The organism is Camelimonas sp. FR25, assembly GCF_059740505.1.
This window is the reverse complement of the sequence record NZ_JCAWFG010000084.1, coordinates 92,809-111,890: the sequence shown is the minus strand read 5'-3', so window position 1 is coordinate 111,890 and position 19,082 is coordinate 92,809. Positions and strand designations below refer to the sequence as shown.

Sequence of the window (19,082 nt, the reverse complement as noted above, 5' to 3'; positions counted from 1 at the left end):
GGTTCCTCCTGCGCGACGGCGTGAGCCCGCCGCGCCTGTCCGCGACCGCGCCCTGCGCCACAGACGAGCCATAGATCTTCATGAGCATCGCCCCGTTGAAGAATGCGGTCACGCAATTGCTGGAAGGCCGCAAGCCGGTGCTGGCCAGCGCGCCGGACAGCTTTATCCCGCTCGTGCTCGCCGATCTTGCCCGCGCCGCCTCGCTTAAAACCGAGGCGCCCGCCGCGCTGGTCTATGTCGCCCGCGACGGCCAGCGCCTGCAATTGGTGGAAAATGGCCTCAGCTTCGTCGCCCCTGACCTTGAGGTGCTGACCTTCCCGTCGTGGGATTGCCAGCCCTATGACCGGGTTTCGCCGACCAGCGCCGTCACCGCCCGCCGCATGACCGTGCTGGCGCGACTGGCCCGCACCCGCTCATCGCGCGAGCGGCCGCGCATCGTGCTGACCACGGTCAACGCCTTGGTGCAGCGCGTGCCGCCGCTGGCTCGCATCGCCGAGGAGACCTTTTCGGCCGCGCCAGGCAACGCCATCGACCTCAATTTGCTGGTCAAATGGCTGGAAATTAACGGCTTCAGCCGCACCGGCACCGTGCGCGACACCGGCGAATACGCCCAGCGCGGCGGCATTCTCGATCTTTACGCCCCTGGGATGGCGGCGCCGATCCGGCTCGACTTCTTTGGCGACACGCTGGAATCGATCCGGCCGTTTGACCCGGAAACGCAGCGCTCCACCGGTCAGCTACGCTCGCTCGATCTGGTGCCGATGTCCGAGGTGCAGGTCACCAGCGAGACCATGGCGCGCTTCCGCCAGGCCTATGTGGCGGCGTTTGGCGCGGCCACCCGCGACGACGTGCTGTATGAGGCGGTGAGCGAAGGCCGCCGCCACCCCGGCATGGAGCACTGGCTGCCGCTGTTCCACAAGCAGATGGACACGCTGTTCGACTATGTCGCCGGCGCGCCCTTCGTGCTCGACGAGCATCTGACGGACGCCGCCACAGAGCGGCTCAGCCAGATCGAGGATTATTACCAGGCCCGCGTTTCGGCGCTCAAGGCCGGCGGCGGCGCTCCTTACAAGCCGATCCGGCCCGAAGCGCTGTATCTGGACAAGGGGGAATGGGGCAAGCGGCTCGCTGACCTCGACAGCGCCGTCATCTCACCCTTCGCCCAGCCGGAGAACGCCAGCGGCAGGATCATCGATCTCGGCGTCCGCCAGGCCCGCAGCTTTGCGCCGGAACGGGCCGATGACACGGTCAATGTGTTTGAGGCCGCCGCCAGCCATATCCGCGACATCAGCGCCGGTGGCCGCAAGCTGGTGATCGCCGCCTGGTCGGAAGGCTCGCGTGAGCGACTGTCTGCGGTGCTGGCCGACCACGGCGTCGCCAATCTGACGCCCGTGCCCGATCTGGCCCGCGCCCAGGCGACGAAGCCTGGCCAGATCGCCCTCGCTGTCTGGGGGCTGGAGGCGGGCTTTGATTCACCGCAGCTCAGCGTGCTGGGCGAGCAGGACATTCTCGGCGACCGGCTGGTGCGGCAAACGCGCAAGAGCAAGCGCGCCCAGGATTTCATCGCCGAGGTCGGCAGCCTGACCGCCGGCGACATCGTCGTGCATGTCGATCACGGCATTGGCCGCTTCGTCGGCCTGCAGACCATCGCCGTCGGCGGCGCGCCGCATGATTGTCTGGAGTTGCATTACGCCGGCGGCGACAAGCTGTTCCTGCCGGTAGAGAACATCGAGCTTTTGTCGCGCTATGGCTCGGAGGACACCTCCGTCGCCCTCGACAAGCTCGGCGGCGGGGCATGGCAGGCGCGCAAGGCCAAGCTGAAGCAGCGCATCCGCATGATGGCGGGCGAGCTGATCAAGGTCGCCGCCGCCCGCGCCCTCAAGACCGCCCAGGCGGTGACGCCGCCGCAGGGCCTCTACGACGAATTCGTCGCCCGCTTCCCCTATGAGGAGACCGAGGACCAGCTCAACGCCATTGAGGCGGTGATGGCGGATCTTGGCTCGGGCCGGCCGATGGACCGGCTGATTTGCGGCGACGTCGGTTTCGGCAAGACCGAGGTGGCGATGCGCGCCGCCTTCGCCGTGGCGATGAGCGGCCAGCAGGTGGCGGTGATCGCCCCGACGACGCTGCTGGCCCGCCAGCACTACCAGGGCTTCCAGGAGCGCTTCAAGGGCCTGCCGCTGAAGGTGGCGCAGCTGTCGCGCTTCACCCCATCCGCCGAGCTGAAGCAGGTCAAGGCAGGCCTCGCCGACGGCACGGTGGATATTGTCGTCGGCACCCATGCGGTGCTGGGCAAGGCCATCAGCTTCCGCGAGCTTGGCCTTGTGGTGGTGGATGAGGAGCAGCATTTCGGCGTCGCCCACAAGGAGCGGCTCAAGTCGCTGCGCGCCCAGGTGCATGTGCTGACCCTGTCGGCCACGCCCATTCCGCGCACGCTGCAGCTGGCGCTTACTGGCGTGCGCGAGTTGTCGATCATCGCCACGCCGCCGGTCGACCGCCTTGCGGTGCGCACCTTCGTCAGCCCGTTCGACGAGCTCAGCATTCGCGAGGCGCTGCTGCGCGAGCGCTATCGCGGCGGCCAGTCGTTCTATGTGGTTCCGCGCATCGACGACCTTGCCGAGATCAAGGCTTTCCTTGATCGCGCCGTGCCCGAGGTCAAGGTGGCGGTGGCCAATGGCCAGATGAGCGCCGGCCAGCTGGAAGACGTGATGACCGCCTTCTACGAGGGCCGTTACGACATCCTCCTGTCGACGACGATCATTGAATCCGGTCTCGACATTCCCAACGCCAATACGCTGATCGTGCATCGCGCCGACATGTTCGGCCTCGCCCAGCTCTATCAGCTGCGTGGCCGCGTCGGCCGCTCCAAGACCCGGGCCTGGGCGCTGTTCACCACCCCGGCCAACCGCACGCTCACCGCCACGGCGGAGCGGCGGCTCAAGGTGTTGCAGAGCCTCGACACGCTGGGCGCTGGCTTCCAGCTGGCCAGCCACGATCTCGACATTCGCGGCGCCGGTAATCTGCTCGGCGACGAGCAGTCCGGCCACATTCGCGAAGTCGGCTATGAACTTTACCAGCAGATGCTGGAGGAGGCGGTAGCCCAGCTCAAGGCCGGCGTCGAGGATGACGAGGCCGATGACGGGGCCTGGTCGCCGAACATCACGCTCGGCGCGGCGGTGATGATCCCGGAGAGCTATGTCGGCGACATCCAGCTGCGGCTCGGCCTGTACAAGCGGCTGTCGACGCTGGAGACCGACCAGCAGATCGACGCCTTTGGCGCCGAGATGATCGACCGCTTCGGCCCGATGCCGGAGGAAGTGGGGCAATTGCTCAAGCTGATGGCGATCAAGACCCTGTGCCTGCGGGCCAATGTGGCCAGACTGGAAGCCGGGCCAAAGGGCCTGGTGGTGGCCTTCCGCGATGGCAAATTCGCCAATCCGACCGGGCTGGTGGCCTGGCTGGGGCAGCAGGGATCGATGGCCAAGGTGCGCCCGGACATGAGCATCTTCTTCTATGACGACCTGCCGACCCCGGAGAGCCGCCTGAAGAGCGCCCGCTATCTCATGCGCGATCTGGTCAAGGTGGCCGAGAAAAAGGCCGCCTGAGGCCTTGGGTTATGTAGGCGGCTGTGACGGCTGGCGCGCTTGTGACAGGCGCTGCGGCTGGTGACGCGGCCTGCTGCGCCACGGCTTGCCAACAGCCGCCTGCACTGGCGGGCGACCAGACGTCTGGGCAGGGGCGCATGCCTTGCCCGTTGGCAAGCGCAGCCTGCCATTCTGACCACTTGCCCGCTGCACTTGCCCGCACGTCCCCCCGCCATTGCGCGTGGCATTCGATTTCTGCAATCTTGCGTTGCAGCTTTAGCGCCGGCGCAGCGCGTGATCGCCGCTGACCGGCGGCCCTGCGTGCGGATTTAGGCGCCACGTGGCCCGCCGCCGCGCCCGACCGGCGGCGCAAGCGATCGTTAAGGCTGGCGGAAACTGTCCAGGTCGGGAGCGCAGAATGGCCGTTGTGAAAGCAATTTCCGTCCACCGGCGCGCGCGCCGCTCCAAAGCGAACCCTCTGACGCGCGTGGCGCTCGCCATGGTCGCGGCTGGTTTGCTGACGGCGTCAGGCCTCGAGCCAGGGCTGGCCGCCGGACCCGGGTCATCGCCTGGCCAGCAAGCCGGGAACGAAAAACAACGCAGTCTCGGCCGCTGGATTTTCTCGGAGGCGACAGATGGCGTGCCGGAGTGCACGCTGACGCTCGGCAAGGAACAGGTCATCGGCGGCCAGGCAGCGCGTCCCGGCGGCGGCTGTAACAAAGTCCGTGACGGCATGGATGACGTCTACGCCTGGTTCATCCGCGACGACGGCGTGCTCGTGCTGATCGACGCGACACGTCAGCCGCTATTGCGCTTCGAGCGCGGCGGGCCCGACTGGTTCATCCACCGCCGCCCCGATGGCCAGCCGTTGTATCTGCACTTCGACAAATAGGGCCGCGCAGGGCTGAAGAGGCGGGCGCGCCGCGTCGCCCAGCGTGGCGCCACTGCGCCGCGCGGCCAGGCGCTGGCCGCCGCTGGCCACCCACGACTGGTCTCGCCACCCCGCAACAACCCCAGCGCCGTCATGCCCGTGCTCGTCACGGGCATCCACGACCTGCCACCGCCTTCGCCGCCGCGCTCTCGTCGCCACACGGCTGCAACGTCAGCGCGAGCGCCCTCCTGGGGCGCCCCGTCCCAAGGTCCAAACGCGTGGATGCCCGTGACAAGCACGGGCATGACGGCGTGGACCGTGGGATCTGGGTGGGGCCGCGCCGCTTGCCCTTGCGCCAGCCGCCGCTTGCCCTTGCGCCAGCCTCCGCCTTTGCACCAGCCTTGAAACGATGTTCCAGGCCCGCCGCGCCGCTTGCCGCTGCGGGCTCGCATCAGGCGAGGGTCAACGGCACGTGGACATAGCCACCGGTAGCCCTGGAATAGTGGCCGATCTGTTGCCCACCACCCCAGCGCACGTCATGCCCGTGCTCGTCACAGGCATCCACGTCTTGCCACCGCCTCCGCCGCCGCGTCGCCGCGCTCTCGTCGCCACACGGCTGCAACGTCTGCGAGAGCGCCCTCATGGGGCGTCCCGTCCCAGTGTCCAAACGCGTGGATGCCCGTGACGAGCACGGGCATGACGGCGTGGGGCATCTGGTAGGCGCCACGCAGCTTGCCCTTGCGCCAGTCCCGGCTCTTGCGCCAACCCAGAACGCGGCTCCACAGGCCCACAGGCCCCCTACGGCCTGCGCCTCAGACCAGGCTCAACTGCACGTCGACATTGCCGCGGGTGGCGTTGGAATAGGGGCAGACCTGGTGGGCGGCGTCGACGAGTTTTTGCGCTTCGGCGCGGTCGAGGCCAGGCAGCGAGACGGCGAGGGCGGCGGTGATGCCGAAGCCGCCTTCCGAGCGCGGGCCGATGCCGACATTGGCGGTGACCGACACGTCGTCTGGCACCTTGATCTTCATCTGGTGGCCGACAGCCTTCATGGCGCCAATGAAGCAGGCGGAATAGCCAGCGGCGAACAGCTGCTCAGGGTTGGTGCCATCGCCGCCAGCGCCGCCGAGCTCCTTGGGCGACGACAGCTTGACCTGCAGCTTGCCATCATCAGAACGGGCCGCGCCTTCGCGACCTCCGGTTGCGGTGGCGGTGGCGGTGTACTTCACGGTGACGGTCATTGGGGGCTCCTCCTTTACGGTTACAGCCAAGGTGGGGGCGTTCTGCGCCAAACACAATGACCCAGTCGCACAGGAGCATCGCGCGCCGCGCAGTTCGATCGAGGTCAGCGGAGCGACATGCGACGCCCGGCCCCCGTCAGTCGGCGCGGCCGCCGGTCGCCTCGGCCAGAAGCTTCTGGCCTATGCGCTGCATGTAACGGGCGATGGTCTCCGGGTCCTGCGCCCCAGGCAGCGCCAGCCGGTCGGCGAGCACGAAACAGGGCACGCCGGTGACGCCGATCTCGCGGGCGCGCTCCACCTCGTCGGCGACCAGATCAGCGTCCTGGTCGCTGGCCAGCCGTGCGGCGATATCGACGTGGTCAAGACCACAGGCGGCGCCGATGTCGGCGAGCACCGCGCGGTCGCCAACGTCGCGACCTTCAAGAAAATAGGCCTGGAACAGCGCCTCGACCACGGCGTCCTGGGCGCCCGCCGCCGCCGACCAGCCAATCAGCCGGTGGGCGTCGCGGGTGTTGGGCGTGCGCTTGATCAGATCGAAGCGGAAGGCGATGCCCTCCTTGGCGCCCTCGGCGGTGATGCGCTCATTGATGCCGGCGATCTTGTCGCGCGAGCCGAATTTGCGCTCCATATACTCGCGCCGGTCGACGCCGCCCTCCGGCACATTGGGGTCGAGCTGGTAGGGGCGCCAACCGACCTGCACCCGCAGCTCCGGCGACTGGGCGATGGCTTTCTCGAGCCGGCGCTTGCCGATGTAGCACCACGGACAGACGACGTCCGATATCACATCGACCTTGAATGACTGGCGTGGGCCGGCTGCGGTCATGGCGTCTCTCCCGGTTCCGGCGCGGGCCGTCGCGCCCGTCGCCAAGGGCCGCCATTCAATCCCTGTTACGGCGCTGGCGCAACGCTGTCGAAAGGCTGGAGCGACCAATGTCTCGGGCGCCCGCGCGCCTAAGGCTGGCCTTTCGCCGGCGCCGCGACGGGCGCTGGCGCGACATCCGTGCGCCACCAGGTCTCCGGCACGGCGCCGAGCAGCGGCATCGGCTGCGGCCGGCCGACATGTTTCCAGCGCGCCAGCCAGATGTGCGGGGCGTAATGCAATGGAATGACGTAGAAACCAGACAACAGCACCCGGTCGAGCGCCCGCACCGCCGCGACGTGATCTTTCTCGTCGCCGGCACTGACGATGGCGCCGATCAGCGCGTCGATCGCCGGAGATTGTGCGCCGGCAAAATTGAACGACGCCTGCTGCGTCGCCGCGCGGGATCCCCAGCGAAAATACTGCTCATTGCCAGGCGACGGCGAGGTCAGCCAGGTGGCGATGATCATGTCATAGTCGAAGGTCTGGCGACGGCGTTCGTATTGCACCGAATCGACCACCCGCAGCGTCATCTGCACGCCGATGCGCTGCAGCGACGCCTGAAGAGTGAGCCCCAGCCGCTCATGCTCGCGGCCCGTCACCGTTAACTCGAAGGTGAGCGGGGCGCCGGCGCGGTCGCGCATCACGCCGTCGCGCAGGTGGTAGCCAGCCGCGTCCAGCAGCTTCACCGCCTGCAGCAGATTGGCGCGGTCGCGGCCACTGCCGTCGCTGCGTGGCGGCGCCCAGACGCCGTCGAGAATGTCAGCGCGTACAGCCCCGGGCCACGGAGCCAGCAGGGCGCGCTCGCGGGCGTCGGCGGGGCGGCCCGCCGACGACAGGCGCGAATCGGCGAAATAGCTGTCCGAGCGGCGATACAGGCCGCTGTAGAGGTTGCGGTTGACCCATTCAAAATCGAAGGCGAAGGCCAGCGCCTCACGCAGCCGCACATCGCCAAATATTGGCCGGCGGGTGTTGAAGACGAACCCAGTCATGCCCTTGGGGGCGGCGAAGGCAACCTCTTCCTTGATGATCTGGCCCGAGCGCACGGCGGGCACGCCATAGCCCTGGGACCAGCGGCGCGGGTCGGTTTCGATGCGCACATCGATCAGGCCGGCCTTGAACGCCTCGAACATGGCGGTGGCGTCGCGGAAATAGTCGTAACGGATCTCATCCAGCCGCCAGGCGTCACGCAGGGCGGGAACGGCGTCGCCCCACCAATTGGGCGTGCGGGTGAAGCTGATGCTCTCGCCAGGGCGCACCACGCCGACCACAAAGGGGCCAGAGCCGACCAGGGGGCGGAAGCCGGTCTGGTCGAAGCCGTCCATCGGCGTGGCGTGGCGCGGCAGCACCGGCAGCATGGCGAGAATCATTGGCAATTCGCGATCGGCGTTGCCGGCCAGCTCCAGCCGCAGCCGGTGCGGCCCCTCAGCCTGCATGGCGCTGATGCGGCCAATGGCGTTGCGATGGTTCGGTCGCCCATGCTCCTTGAGCAATTGCAGGGTGAAAATCACGTCATCGGCGGTCAGCGGCGCGCCATCGGAGAATCGCGCCCTGGGATCGAGATCGAATGTGACGGAGGACAGGTCCGGCGCCAGGGTCACGGCGGCAGCGATCTGCGGATACAGGGTGAACGGCTCGTCATGGGCGCGCCGCATCAGCGATTGCAAGGTCAGTTGGGATATGGCCGATGGGGCGGACATGCCCTTCAGCGACAACGGGTTGAGGCTGTCGAACGCGCCTTGGACGCCAATGGTCAGCCGGCCGCCACGGGCAGGCGCAGCCCGTTGCGACGCGCCGACAGCGGGCAGGGCTGGCGCGCCGTGCATGGTCAAGGCGTGGCGCGGCGTGGGCTGCGCGGACACGGCGCCTGCCTCGACGCCAGAAGGCGAGGACGCGGCCGCGGTCGCCGGCAGCGACCCGACCGGCGCCAGAAGCGGCGCGAGCGACAGCAAGGGCAGCGCGGGCGACAGGGAGAGGGTCGCCACGGCGACCAGAATGCGCTTCATGACCATTTTGTAAGCGAGGGACGTTCAGATATTATGAATTGCAGACGGCGGACCGTTTTCAAGTCCCAAGCTGGGGCATGCAGCACGGCCGGAGCCAGCTGAGGCGCGGCCATATGCCTGAATGGGGGCGACGATGAAGCCGCCTGAAGGGCGCGCCTTATGGCTGGCTCGCGGCGATTGTGAAGGAAACCGGCGTCTGGGGGCTGGCACGCAGCCGTTGATCGCGATAAGTGAACTGCTGTGCTGACGGCCTTGTAACCGCCTCATTCACGGTGAAATCACTGCGTACAGGAGTGTCGCGGTGGCTGGGGGGATTCTGCCGACCGTCGCAGACAGTCGCCACCGTTGGGCGGCCGACGCTGCGGGAGCCGTGATGGCCCTGCGCGCACGCGCCTGACGACGGACCATTGGATACGGGAACACATACGCGGGCCGCGTGCACAGCCAAGGGGGCGGCACTCGGGACGGGCTGTGATTGAAGGGAACACTTCATGGCATTGAACACCAGGTCTGCAAGCAGCAAAGCGACCCGTGGCGCCGCCGCCCTGCTGGCGCTCTCCACGGTGCTGGCTCCGGCCGCCGCATTTGCGCAGGCCAAGCCGGCGCAGCAGCCCCAGCAGCAGCAGGCTGCCCCGCAGCAGCCGGCTGGCCCGGCTGTCGTCGCCGTCAAGCCTGAGCCGTCCCAGACGGACTGGACCAAGGTGTGCGGCAAGGATCCGTCCGGCGGTCGTGAGATCTGCTACACCACCCGCGACTTCGTCTCCGACCAGGGCCAGCCGGTGCTCGCCGTCGCCATCTACGACGTCAAGGGCGAAGCACAGAAGATGATGCGCTTCCTGCTGCCGCTCGGCCTGCTGCTGCAGCCGGGCATCCGCAGCACCGTCGACCAGGGCCAGCCGATCGAGGGCCGTTACGCGCTCTGCTTCCCGAATGGCTGCTTCGCTGAAGCCCAGATCAAGGACAGCGACGTCGCCGCGATGAAGAAGGGCCAGAACCTGAACATCTCGGTGCAGAATCAGGCCGCCAACGTCGTCACCTTCCAGGTGCCGCTGACTGGCTTCGCCAAGGGCTTCGACGGCCCGGGCATCGACCCGAAGGTGCTGGAAGAGCAGCAGCGCAAGCTGCAGGAAGCCATGCAGAAGAAGGCGCAGGAAGAAGCGGCCAAGCAGCAGGGCGGCGCAGCTCCGGCCGCTCCGGCAGCTCCGGCTCCGAAGCAGTAAGCTTCCGGCCTCCGTGCCCGGATCGGGTCCGCTCCAGGCGGACCCACAACACACGCCAAAGCCCGCCCCACCGGCGGGCTTTTTGTTTGGGCGGCGTGGGTGAGCCAAGGGCGGGCGTGGGCGAGCCAAGAGGGGCGGGGGTGAGCTAAGGGCGGGCGGGGGGGAGCCAAGAGGGGCGGGGCATCGGAGTGTGCATGGCGGCGAACATGCGATGGTGTGACCGGCACGTGGCGAACATTTAACCCCTCGCCCGAGCCCGCAGCCCTCGCCACCCCCTCCACCGTCATGGTCGGGCTTGACCCGACCATCCGCGTCTTCGGATGCAACGCGTTGCCTGACTGGCCGAACCACTTCCGCCACATCGCCCATCTGCGTCTGGCACAACTGCGTTGGGCCCTCGGCGTCGGGCCCATTTGCGCCTAGCCCATCGGCGTCGGGCCCTCGGCGTCTGTCGCATGCGCCGCGTGACCTTCCTGGCGCAGACGTGGATGCCCGTGACAAGCACGGGCATGACGGCGTGGAGGTGCGAGCGGGTGGGGGCGCATAGGCTCACACGGGGTGAAATTGGCAGGTCGGCGCTGGCAAAGCGGTGGCCAACAGCCGCAGGCGTCCAGGCCACCGCCCTAGCCCACGCTCGCCGCCAACCCCTCCACCGTCATGGTCGGGCTTGACCCGACCATCCACGTCTTCGGACGCAGCGCGTCGCCTGACAGGCCGAACCACTGAAGCCACATCGCCCATCGGCGTCTGGCCCATTTGCGCTTGGCCCATCGGCGTCTGGAGCATGCGTCGCGTGACCTGCCTGGCGCAGACGTGGATGCCCGTGACAAGCACGGGCATGACGGCGTGGAGGTGCGAGCGGGTGGGGGCACATCGGCTCACACGGGGTGAAATTGGCAGTCGGCGCTGGCAACGCGGTGGCCCTCAGCCGCAGGCGTCCCGGCCAGCGCCCGAGCCCGCGCTCGCCGCCAACCCCTCCACCGTCATGGTCGGGCTTGACCCGACCATCCACGTCCTGGGGCGCAGCGCGTCGCCTGACAGGCCGAACCACTGACGCCACATTGCCCATTTGCGTCTGGCCCATCTGCGTCTGGCCCCTCGGCGTCGGCCCATCGGCGTCTGGAGCATGCGTCGCGTGACCGGCCTGGCGCGGACGTGGATGCCCGTGACAAGCACGGGCATGACGGCGTGGAGGTGGGAGCGGCGGCAGGAATCGGAGCTGACGTTGCGTCGCCTGCACAGTGGCGCTCAGGCGGAGACCAGGGCCCTTCGGCGCGGTCTGCACGCGCCAAACCCGCGGCTGCCCTAGGCCCCCGGCGTCACCGCGTTACGGCGGCCACTGACAGTGCGGCGCGCGAAGCTTAAATCCGTCTCGGGCGCGCCGCGCAGCGCGCGGATCACCACATCGGTGAGGCGCTCGGCGATGGGCAGGCGGTAGTGCAGATTGTCCCAGTAATTGTCATCGCGCGTCGTCACATCATTGGCGAAGCGCAGATCGATGACGCTGGCGCCATGCGCCGCGCCCAATTTGGCGAAAGCCGCCTTGCAGGCGTCCTGTCGCGCCGCCTCGCGGCTGCCGGGGCGGGGCTGCGCCGCCACATGCACCGGCGGAAACACCATGACGATGCGCGTCTCTTTAGGCGCCGCGCCCAGCAGCTCAGCCATCCAGCCCGTGGCCGGAAAACGCCAGCTGGCGCGCTCGGCCTCATCAGGGGCTACGGCCGGCGTCTGGGGCGAAATGTCCGGCGCGCCGGCCCAGATATGGCCGCGCGCCCGGGTCAGATCGTAGAGATTTTCCGGCGGAGTGAACACCTCATAGCCGTCGCGGCGGATGCGATCCTTGGCAAAGCCCAGCCGGTTGGCCGCCACCCGCGTGGCGATCTCCAGGCTCTGGAAATCGAACATATGGGCGAAATCGAGCGTCCGGCTCTCCGCATAAAGCCAGGGCGGGAACGAGCGGAAGGTCAGGCGCTTGCTCTCCGCGTCGGCGTCGGCGTCGCACCAATTGGCGTCGAGGCCGAACACAATGGCTTTCGCTTGCGGCGTATGACGCAGGAACAGCTGGGCCAGCTGGGTCTGCTCCCACGGCGTCGCGGCGTTCATGGCCAGATTGGCGAATGTCGCTCCAGTTTCGACGTCGAGGCGCTGCGGATTGAGCAAACGCACTGTCGAGGCGCCGAACACGGCGGAGTCGAACTGGCCGCTGCGCACCACCTGCGGATACATGTAACGCTGGTTGACGTCCATGATCGCCGTGGCCGGACGCGACGGCGATGCGCGGACGCCATAGGGATCCATGGCGAGGGTAAAGGCGCTCAGCGCAGCGGTGAGGGCGATGGCCGAGCCGGTGAACCACAGCGAGAATTTGCGCCAGCCGCCAGCATTGGCCGCAGGCGTCGCCGCGCCTGCGGACGGATGGGCTGGCTGGTCAGATGGCTGCGGGACCGGGTGGGGGGCAGGCTCACGCGTCATGGCGCATGTATCGCCTGCGGGCCGGCGCTTGCCAACTGCAATTGCGCGCCGCTAACAGCGCTGCGCCAGTCCCAGGTCGCGCCGGCGCGGCGCTCTGTCGGTCGCCGCCATTGCAGCCGCACTGAGCCAGCCATTCCGTCAGCGTCAGTCCTTGACGATCTTGCGGTGGTGATGCACCCGCGCCGGCGCCTTGCGGCAGTCATAAGCGACGCCCGTGGTCAGCGACCAGTCGTGGCGCTCGCGCCGCAACAACAGGTCCGTGCCGCCATTGGCGAGGGTGGCGGCGCGCATCGCCTGCACCGCCGGGCCAAACCCGCCCATCGTGCTGGTCGGCGGGCTCACCTCGACAATCTTGCGGCAATAACGCACGTCGAGCGGATGATCCCAGGTCGGAACCGCAGACGCCATCGGCGACGTCCCCATATGGGCGCAGCCCGCGAGGCCCGCGAAAGCCGCCAGTCCGCCCATACGGGCCAAGGCCCTGATCGCCGCTGTCGCGTTCATCCGTGCTCTCCCAATCCGCCGCCGCAGCGACCCGCGTTGTCCTTGCGCCGATCATGATGATTCCGGCGACCTGCGCAACACGCCGTGTGCTGCTGAAGCTCACAACTTGCCTGGAGCAGCGCCGGCCATGAAGGCGTTGTCTGCAAGCCACCCGCCATCGTCTGGCGCATTGACGCCGGTGAGCGCGCGGCCAAAGCGACATGTCGCCATTGTCCCGATGCAGCGCGCAAAGCCCCTGGCGACGCAGCCGTTTGCCGGGGCCGCAGTCCTGGTCACTCCGCCTTGCCCTTGCCTCCGGCGCTTGCCTGGATCGCCGCCCGTTCCCCGGCCGCCTCCGCCTGAGCCAGCGCCGTCAGCCGGGGTGGTTGCGGCAGGAAGGTGAAGGCCGCCACGCCCAGCACCACCAGCGCCGCCATGAAAACGTAAGCCGCAGTCAGCGGATCATGGCCGGCCAGCGCCGCCCAGCCAGCCACCACCGAGGACAGCCATTGCACCACGGCGACGCCAAGGAACATCGCCATGGTCAGGGTCGACAGGGCGCGGCCCTGTTCTTCGGGCGCGTAAGCGTCGCGGCAGTCAGAATATTGCAGCACGCTGAAGCCGCCCTCCAGCGCCAGCATCAGGCAAAGGGCGATGGCCAGCACCGGGCTGGCGGCGGGCGTCAGGCCGAGGCCAGCGATCAGCAGCGCCAGCAGAAGGCCGAGCAGGCGGATCATGGTGCGGCGGCGGCGCGGGCCGGGGTCCATGCGACCAAAGATCGCCGGGCCGAACATCATGGCCAGCGACATCATCAGCACCACATTGCCGGCGGCCACCAGGCTGAAACCAAAGCGATCGGTGAACAACGGCGCCAGCCACAGGGCCCGCACCGACATCTGCACCGCATAGATCACGCCGGCGAGCAGCAGAATGGCCGGCGCGTGGCGCTGGCAGGCGACGGCGGCGAGATTGCGGAACGAGCCGGCGAGGCTCTCCTTGCCGCCAGCGCCTGCCGGCGGATCGCGTTCGACCAGCACGATCACCGACGCCACCGACAGCGCCGACAGCAGGCCAAGCGCGATCAGCCCGGCGCGCCATGAGTAATGCTCGACCAGCCAGGCCAGCGGCGTGGCCGTCAGCAGGGTGCCGGCGCCGCCCACCGACATGATCAGCCCGGACATGGCTGACAGGCGATCAGCCGGCAGATGGCGCGTAATGAACATCAACGAGGCCAATAGCCCCGGCGCGCAGCCAAAGCCGATCAGCGCCTGGCCGATCATCAACTGGGTAAAGCCCTGGGCGGTGGCGGCGACGACAGCGCCGACGATGGTCAGCGAGAAAAACCACAGCAGGGTGCGCCGCGCCCCATAGCGGTCGAGCGAAACGCCGACGCCGATCTGCATCAGCGCGAAGGCCAGATGGAAGACGGCGGCGAACTCGCCGACCTGTTTCGGGCTCAGGCCAAACTCGGCGGCGATCTGGCCGCCGGTTACGCCGGGGAATGTGCGATAGGCCTGGCTGAGCAGAAACGCTGACGCCATGGCGCAGAGCATGACGTGGAACGATCGCCGTGCGGCGGCGGGCGCAGTCGCGGTCATGCCGCCGCCCCAGATAGATCGCGCACCATGTGTTGAGCGTCTCCCGCAGCGCCGCCAGAAGGCGACGCCAGATCTGAATTGCCGCCATGGTGGGCGAGCGCAAGAACCCCGGCAAGTCAGCCAAACGTCGCCCGGCCATGCGGCTGGCGCGGGGCGGCGGGCGCTATCAGCGCGGTTCGATCACCAGGCTCTGCAGCGTGTGGCCGAAATAGCCATGACGATCCGCCAGCCGCCCGATGGCCGTGCCAGCGCCCTCCGGGCCGAATTCTGCGTAGCCGTCGACCAGCACCCAGTCGCCGACTGGCGCGCGCGACAGGTTCAGGGTCAGGTCGGAATTGATGTAGGTCCAGCTGCGGAAATCCAGCGACGAGGCCACGCCATTGCAGAAATCGCCGCCGATCGCCGCCAGCATGGTCGGGGAGGTGGCGTGGCCCTCGACCATCGGCCGGTCAGCGTGGAACCACACCGCAGAGCGGCCAAGCTCCTCAAAGCCGCCGCCGCGCGCCAGCTTCAGCGTCATGCACTGCACGAACGGGTTATTGTCGCCAAAACCGTCGCGCGGATCGCGGCAGACCTCCGGCGGCGGCGCGTCAGGCGCAAGAGCGCTACTATCGACATAGTCAGGCAGCGTCACCGGCAGGGCGCGGATCTTCATGATGTGGGCCCGCGCCACCTCGTGGCCGCCGGCGTGCAGGCTGATGCGCAGCAGCTGGATCTTCTTGCCGGAGCGCAGCACCTCGACGCTATAGTCCAGCTCCCCCAGCGGCACCGGCCGCATCAGATCCATGCTGACCCGGGCGATGTGCATGGGGGCGGGCGTCGCCACCTGCTCGGCGGCCCAGACGGCGAAGCAGGTCGGGGCGCTGCCATGCTGCATGCTCTGGTCCCACGGACCCGCCGCATAGGAGCGCGCCAGCAGCTTGCCGCCCTCAACCCCGCCATCAACCCTGAATACCGCTTCCATCCCAACCCCCAGGGCGTTCGTGCGCCGGGCAAGGCCCCGCGCCGCGTCGCCGGTGTGTGTGTTGTGTCGTCCTGCGCCGCTGGCGCAACGCAGGCAACCATAAAGCATGGGCTGGCTCAATATGCCCGCTCGCCGCCTGGGCGGCGCAGGCCATCGCTGGCGGCTGGCGGGCCAGCCTCGTCTGGCCTCAGCGTCAACAGGCTTGGCGCGGGACGGGGCGAGGGTGGTTCGCAGGCAGGGTGCGCGAGGTGACGGCTGGCGGCTGCGTCAGCCTGTGACGCGCTGACGACGAGGCCCTGCGTCGCGCAACAAAAAACCACATCGTCCTGCGGGCGATGTGGCGCAAGTGAGCAGAGTATGCTCAAATCTGGATCCGATGGCGCGCCCAAGGGGAGTCGAACCCCTCTCTCCAGCGTGAAAGGCTGGCGTCCTAACCGATAGACGATGGGCGCGTTCCGTCGGTGAACGTGTCTATAGAGACCCCTTGTTTGAGACGCAAGGGGGAGACCAGACTGGCGATCACGTAGCTGTGGAGAATGTGCTGCATTTTGGCCTTGCTCGGTGCCTATACGGCAACCAGCGCCACGGACAATGATTCAGCGTGGCGGCGTCGCCGGAGAAATTCGCCATGAGCGCCAGGATGTTAAGCGACGAGGTGTTAGACGACATCGCCGCCATGCAGGACATGCTGCGCAATGCCCGCCGTGGCATAGCTTTTACCGGGGCAGGCATCTCCACGGAGTGTGGGGTGCCGGATTTTCGCTCGCCCGGCAGCCCCTGGCTGCAACATGCGCCGATTGATTTCAGCGAATTCGTCGCCAGCGCCGCAGCGCGCAAGGAGGCGTGGCGCAGAAAATTCGCCATGGACGACATTTACGGCCATGCCGCCCCTGGCCGGGGCCATAAGGCGCTGGCGCATCTGATCACCACCGGGCGGATGAGCGCCATCATCACGCAGAATATCGACGGCCTGCATCAGGCCTCGGGGGTCGAACCGGGCAAGATAATCGAACTGCACGGCAACGGCACCTATGCCCGCTGCCTGGAGTGCGGTCTGCGCCATGAGTTGGCCGACATACGGCCGCGCTTTGAGGCGACCGGCGAGCCGCCGATCTGCGTCAGCTGCGGCGGCGTGGTTAAATCCGCCACCATCTCTTTTGGCCAGGCCATGCCGGAGCGTGAGATGATGCGCGCCCAGGCGTCGAGCATGGACGCTGACGTGTTTCTCGTGGTCGGCTCGTCGCTGGTGGTGCATCCGGCGGCGTCCCTGCCGCTGATCGCCCGCCAGAGCGGCGCGCGGCTGATCATCCTCAATCGCGACCCCACGCCGCTCGACGACGCGGCGTCGCTGGTGGTCAACGCCGACATCGGCGACTCGCTGGAGCCGCTGTCGCGGTTGAACTGAGACGCAGGTGTGGGGTCCGGGATTTGACCCGTGGCGTTTGCGGCGCGGGATGCAAAGCGCGGGGTCTGGCGCGCAGGGTTTCGGGCGCGGGGTCTGACGCGCGGAATTTGGGGCGCAGAGCATGAAGCAGCGCGTAACGCAGGGCGACAGGCCAGCGACGGGCGGCGCGGAGGCGACGGAGGCTCCGGCGTTGGCGCCAGCCGAGGGCGTCGCGCCGACCGATGATCGGGCGCGCGCAAGCGCCATGCCGCCGGCGGCTGGCGCGGTTGCGCCCGAGGCAGCGGCGGGGCTGGTCAAATGGTTCGACAGAGCCCGTGGCTTCGGCTTCATCACCCAGGACAATGGACCGGACATCATGCTGCACGCCGCCACCCTGCGGCGCGAGGGCCGCAGTTCGATCCGCGAGGGGGCGCGGGTCGTCTGCCTCGCCGCACAGGGACCGCGTGGCCTGCATGTGGTCGAGGTGCTGTCGGTCGATGAGAGCTGCGCCGTGCATCCCAGCGAAATCCAGCCGCGCACCCATGTCACCGTGACGCCGGAGAGCGGGCTGGAGGCAGCCACGGTCAAATGGTTCAACCGGCTGCGCGGCTATGGCTTCGTCAGTTGCGGCGAGGGCAAGCCCGATATTTTTGTGCATATGGAAGTGGCGCGGCGCTGTGGCCTCGCAGGGCTATCTCCTGGCCAGGCGGTGGCGGTGCGCTATGGCGCCAGCGGCCGTGGCCTGATGGCGACGGAGATCTATTTGCGCGACGGCCCGGACGGACAGCCGCCTGGCGATCTGCGCCATTAGGCCAGCCAGCGCCGGAGCGATCGACGACCGGCGCATTGCTATTTTCGTTGCGCCGCCGGTGGATTCCTCAACTGTCAGGTCTGCGCCGCCAGTCTCCCCAGGCCGTTAGGGAGCCGTTGATCACCTGCCGCATTTGCGTGTCTGCCAGGCGTGCTTGCCAGGCGTATCGTGTCGCCTTCCGTCCTGCCGCACTCCGCCCGGCAAACTGCCTGTCGACGGCGTATGCTCCCGCCCTGTATCACTAGCCTGCGCTTCGCCCTGCGCCCGCCCGGCGCGCGCTGTCACACCCGTGCATGAGGATCGCCCGCCATGTTACCGAGCAGGACGTCTGGCTCCGGCCGCTGGCTTTCACGCCTCGCTCTCGCGTCCGCCTTCACCGTCACCCTTGCCGCCGCGCCAGCGCCGCGTGGCGACGGCGCGGCCTCGTTCTCCGCCGTCGCCCTGGCCAATAGCGGTGACGCCTACCAGCCAGGGGAGCCGCTGGTGACGCCGCCGCACGCCGTCAAGCTGGTGGTCGAGACCGCAACCGGGGCGCACCGCTTTGACATCGAATTGCGCGACGATGACCAGGGGCGAATGGTCGGCCTGATGCATCGCAAAACCATGCCGGCTAACCATGGCATGCTGTTTGATTTTGAAGACGAAAAGACCATCGCCATGTGGATGAAGAACACGCTTCTGCCGCTGGACATGCTGTTCATCCGCGCCGACGGCGTCATCCATTCCATCGCCGCCAACACCCAGCCCCTGTCGACCCGCATTATCCCGTCCGGCGGTCCGATCCGTTATGTGCTGGAGCTCAACGCTGGCGCCGCAGCCCGCATCGGCGCGCGGCCTGGCGACACGGTGGTGCATCCGGCCATCGGCCCCTGAGCCGCCGGTTGGCGCCCCATGCGGCCACGCGCCCGCCGCCTCAGTCTTCTGGACGGCAGTGGGCGCGGATGAGCGCCACCACCTCGCGGCCGCTGACATCCGTTGGCAGGGCGCGCCAGTCGGCGTCGCTGGCCACCGCCTGCCTCAGCTGCACGCGATAGCGGGCGCGCGGGATCTCGATGGCCCCGAGGCTGGCAAGGTGATCGGTGATGAACTGGGCGTCGAGCAATTGGAAGCCGCCGGCGATCAGCCGCGCCCACAGATGCGCCAGCGCCACCTTGGAGGCGTCGGTGACGGTGTGGAACATGCTCTCGCCGAAAAACGCCGCGCCAATGCGCACGCCATAAAGTCCGCCGACCAGAGCGCCGTCGCGCCAGCACTCCACCGTGTGGCAGGCGCCCATGGCGAACAGCGCGCCATACAGGCGGCGGATTTCGTCATTGATCCAGGTGGAGTCGCGGTCGGGCCGCTCAGCCGCACACTGGCTGATCACCCCGTCAAAATCGCTGTCGACGCGCACGTCGAAGCTGTCGGCGGCGATGGTGCGGGCGAGGCGGCGGGGCAGGCGGAGGGCGTCGAGCGGAAATACGCCGCGCTCCTCTGGTTCGACCCAGAAGATGTCGTCGGCGTCGGCGCCGTCGGACATCGGAAAAATGCCGGCGGCATAAGCCGCCAGCAGCAGTTTGGGCGTCAGGACAGGGACCTGGTCACCGGCCATG

Annotated in this window: 14 protein-coding genes and 1 tRNA gene; 6 read left to right on the top strand and 9 right to left on the bottom strand. The window is 68.1% G+C overall.

What is annotated here, in order from left to right; translation table 11 throughout:
- The first annotated feature begins 80 nt into the window (after window positions 1-80).
- Complete coding sequence (gene mfd / locus AC6A67_RS11400) at window positions 81-3,605, top strand: transcription-repair coupling factor (protein ID WP_498036679.1); 3,525 nt, start codon at window positions 81-83, stop codon at window positions 3,603-3,605.
- Window positions 3,606-4,083: 478 nt separating this feature from the next.
- Complete coding sequence (locus AC6A67_RS11395) at window positions 4,084-4,476, top strand: AprI/Inh family metalloprotease inhibitor (protein WP_498036678.1); 393 nt, start codon at window positions 4,084-4,086, stop codon at window positions 4,474-4,476.
- A 791-nt stretch (window positions 4,477-5,267) separates the two neighbouring features.
- Here the strand turns inward: AC6A67_RS11395 and AC6A67_RS11390 are convergent.
- The 3 genes from AC6A67_RS11390 to AC6A67_RS11380 all read right to left on the bottom strand — a co-directional run bounded on the left by AC6A67_RS11390 (window position 5,268) and on the right by AC6A67_RS11380 (window position 8,558).
- Window positions 5,268-5,693, bottom strand: a complete 426-nt coding sequence (locus AC6A67_RS11390; RefSeq protein WP_498036677.1) for an organic hydroperoxide resistance protein — start codon at window positions 5,691-5,693, stop codon at window positions 5,268-5,270.
- Between the two features lie 136 nt (window positions 5,694-5,829).
- Window positions 5,830-6,516 (bottom strand): DsbA family oxidoreductase, encoded by a 687-nt coding sequence (locus AC6A67_RS11385; protein WP_498036676.1) that lies wholly within the window; start codon window positions 6,514-6,516, stop codon window positions 5,830-5,832.
- A gap of 128 nt (window positions 6,517-6,644) precedes the next feature.
- Complete coding sequence (locus AC6A67_RS11380; protein ID WP_498036675.1) at window positions 6,645-8,558, bottom strand: extracellular solute-binding protein; 1,914 nt, start codon at window positions 8,556-8,558, stop codon at window positions 6,645-6,647.
- A gap of 491 nt (window positions 8,559-9,049) precedes the next feature.
- Here AC6A67_RS11380 and AC6A67_RS11375 point away from each other — a divergent pair, with 491 nt between their 5' ends.
- Window positions 9,050-9,778, top strand: coding sequence for an invasion associated locus B family protein (locus AC6A67_RS11375; protein WP_498036674.1), 729 nt, complete (start codon window positions 9,050-9,052; stop codon window positions 9,776-9,778).
- Window positions 9,779-11,083: 1,305 nt separating this feature from the next.
- On the opposite strand, the gene AC6A67_RS11370 is transcribed toward AC6A67_RS11375, so the two are convergent.
- From AC6A67_RS11370 to AC6A67_RS11350, 5 genes are all read right to left on the bottom strand, one after another.
- The gene (locus AC6A67_RS11370; protein ID WP_498036673.1) at window positions 11,084-12,250 is read right to left on the bottom strand and encodes a hypothetical protein; all 1,167 of its coding nucleotides are present in this window, start codon (window positions 12,248-12,250) and stop codon (window positions 11,084-11,086) included.
- 144 nt (window positions 12,251-12,394) lie between these two features.
- Window positions 12,395-12,754, bottom strand: a complete 360-nt coding sequence (locus AC6A67_RS11365; RefSeq protein ID WP_498036672.1) for a hypothetical protein — start codon at window positions 12,752-12,754, stop codon at window positions 12,395-12,397.
- 272 nt (window positions 12,755-13,026) lie between these two features.
- Complete coding sequence (locus tag AC6A67_RS11360) at window positions 13,027-14,331, bottom strand: MFS transporter (RefSeq protein ID WP_498036671.1); 1,305 nt, start codon at window positions 14,329-14,331, stop codon at window positions 13,027-13,029.
- A gap of 166 nt (window positions 14,332-14,497) precedes the next feature.
- A complete protein-coding gene (locus AC6A67_RS11355) occupies window positions 14,498-15,295 on the bottom strand; it encodes a thioesterase family protein (RefSeq protein WP_498036670.1) in 798 nt (265 codons plus the stop codon).
- 377 nt (window positions 15,296-15,672) lie between these two features.
- A tRNA-Glu gene (locus AC6A67_RS11350) sits at window positions 15,673-15,747 on the bottom strand.
- A gap of 176 nt (window positions 15,748-15,923) precedes the next feature.
- Between AC6A67_RS11350 and AC6A67_RS11345 the strand changes: the two genes are divergently transcribed.
- The 3 genes from AC6A67_RS11345 (at window position 15,924) to AC6A67_RS11335 (ending at window position 18,363) form a co-directional block, all read left to right on the top strand.
- Entirely contained in the window at window positions 15,924-16,700 is a 777-nt protein-coding gene (locus tag AC6A67_RS11345) for an SIR2 family NAD-dependent protein deacylase (protein WP_498036669.1), read from the top strand.
- A gap of 121 nt (window positions 16,701-16,821) precedes the next feature.
- Window positions 16,822-17,490 (top strand): cold-shock protein, encoded by a 669-nt coding sequence (locus AC6A67_RS11340; RefSeq protein ID WP_498036668.1) that lies wholly within the window; start codon window positions 16,822-16,824, stop codon window positions 17,488-17,490.
- A 309-nt stretch (window positions 17,491-17,799) separates the two neighbouring features.
- A complete protein-coding gene (locus AC6A67_RS11335) occupies window positions 17,800-18,363 on the top strand; it encodes a DUF192 domain-containing protein (protein ID WP_498036667.1) in 564 nt (187 codons plus the stop codon).
- A gap of 40 nt (window positions 18,364-18,403) precedes the next feature.
- Here the strand turns inward: AC6A67_RS11335 and aat are convergent, their stop codons facing one another.
- The gene (aat, locus tag AC6A67_RS11330) at window positions 18,404-19,081 is read right to left on the bottom strand and encodes a leucyl/phenylalanyl-tRNA--protein transferase (RefSeq protein WP_498036666.1); all 678 of its coding nucleotides are present in this window, start codon (window positions 19,079-19,081) and stop codon (window positions 18,404-18,406) included.
- Window position 19,082 lies beyond the last annotated feature (1 nt).

Bases quoted from the DNA above. Each gene is read 5' to 3' on its own strand.
- mfd (WP_498036679.1), top strand. From the start codon at position 81: ATGAGCATCGCCCCGTTGAAGAATGCGGTCACGCAATTGCTGGAAGGC.
- AC6A67_RS11395 (WP_498036678.1), top strand. From the start codon at position 4,084: ATGGTCGCGGCTGGTTTGCTGACGGCGTCAGGCCTCGAGCCAGGGCTG.
- AC6A67_RS11390 (WP_498036677.1), bottom strand. From the start codon at position 5,693: ATGACCGTCACCGTGAAGTACACCGCCACCGCCACCGCAACCGGAGGT.
- AC6A67_RS11385 (WP_498036676.1), bottom strand. From the start codon at position 6,516: ATGACCGCAGCCGGCCCACGCCAGTCATTCAAGGTCGATGTGATATCG.
- AC6A67_RS11380 (WP_498036675.1), bottom strand. From the start codon at position 8,558: ATGAAGCGCATTCTGGTCGCCGTGGCGACCCTCTCCCTGTCGCCCGCG.
- AC6A67_RS11375 (WP_498036674.1), top strand. From the start codon at position 9,050: ATGGCATTGAACACCAGGTCTGCAAGCAGCAAAGCGACCCGTGGCGCC.
- AC6A67_RS11370 (WP_498036673.1), bottom strand. From the start codon at position 12,250: ATGACGCGTGAGCCTGCCCCCCACCCGGTCCCGCAGCCATCTGACCAG.
- AC6A67_RS11365 (WP_498036672.1), bottom strand. From the start codon at position 12,754: ATGAACGCGACAGCGGCGATCAGGGCCTTGGCCCGTATGGGCGGACTG.
- AC6A67_RS11360 (WP_498036671.1), bottom strand. From the start codon at position 14,331: ATGACCGCGACTGCGCCCGCCGCCGCACGGCGATCGTTCCACGTCATG.
- AC6A67_RS11355 (WP_498036670.1), bottom strand. From the start codon at position 15,295: ATGGAAGCGGTATTCAGGGTTGATGGCGGGGTTGAGGGCGGCAAGCTG.
- AC6A67_RS11345 (WP_498036669.1), top strand. From the start codon at position 15,924: ATGAGCGCCAGGATGTTAAGCGACGAGGTGTTAGACGACATCGCCGCC.
- AC6A67_RS11340 (WP_498036668.1), top strand. From the start codon at position 16,822: ATGAAGCAGCGCGTAACGCAGGGCGACAGGCCAGCGACGGGCGGCGCG.
- AC6A67_RS11335 (WP_498036667.1), top strand. From the start codon at position 17,800: ATGTTACCGAGCAGGACGTCTGGCTCCGGCCGCTGGCTTTCACGCCTC.
- aat (WP_498036666.1), bottom strand. From the start codon at position 19,081: ATGGCCGGTGACCAGGTCCCTGTCCTGACGCCCAAACTGCTGCTGGCG.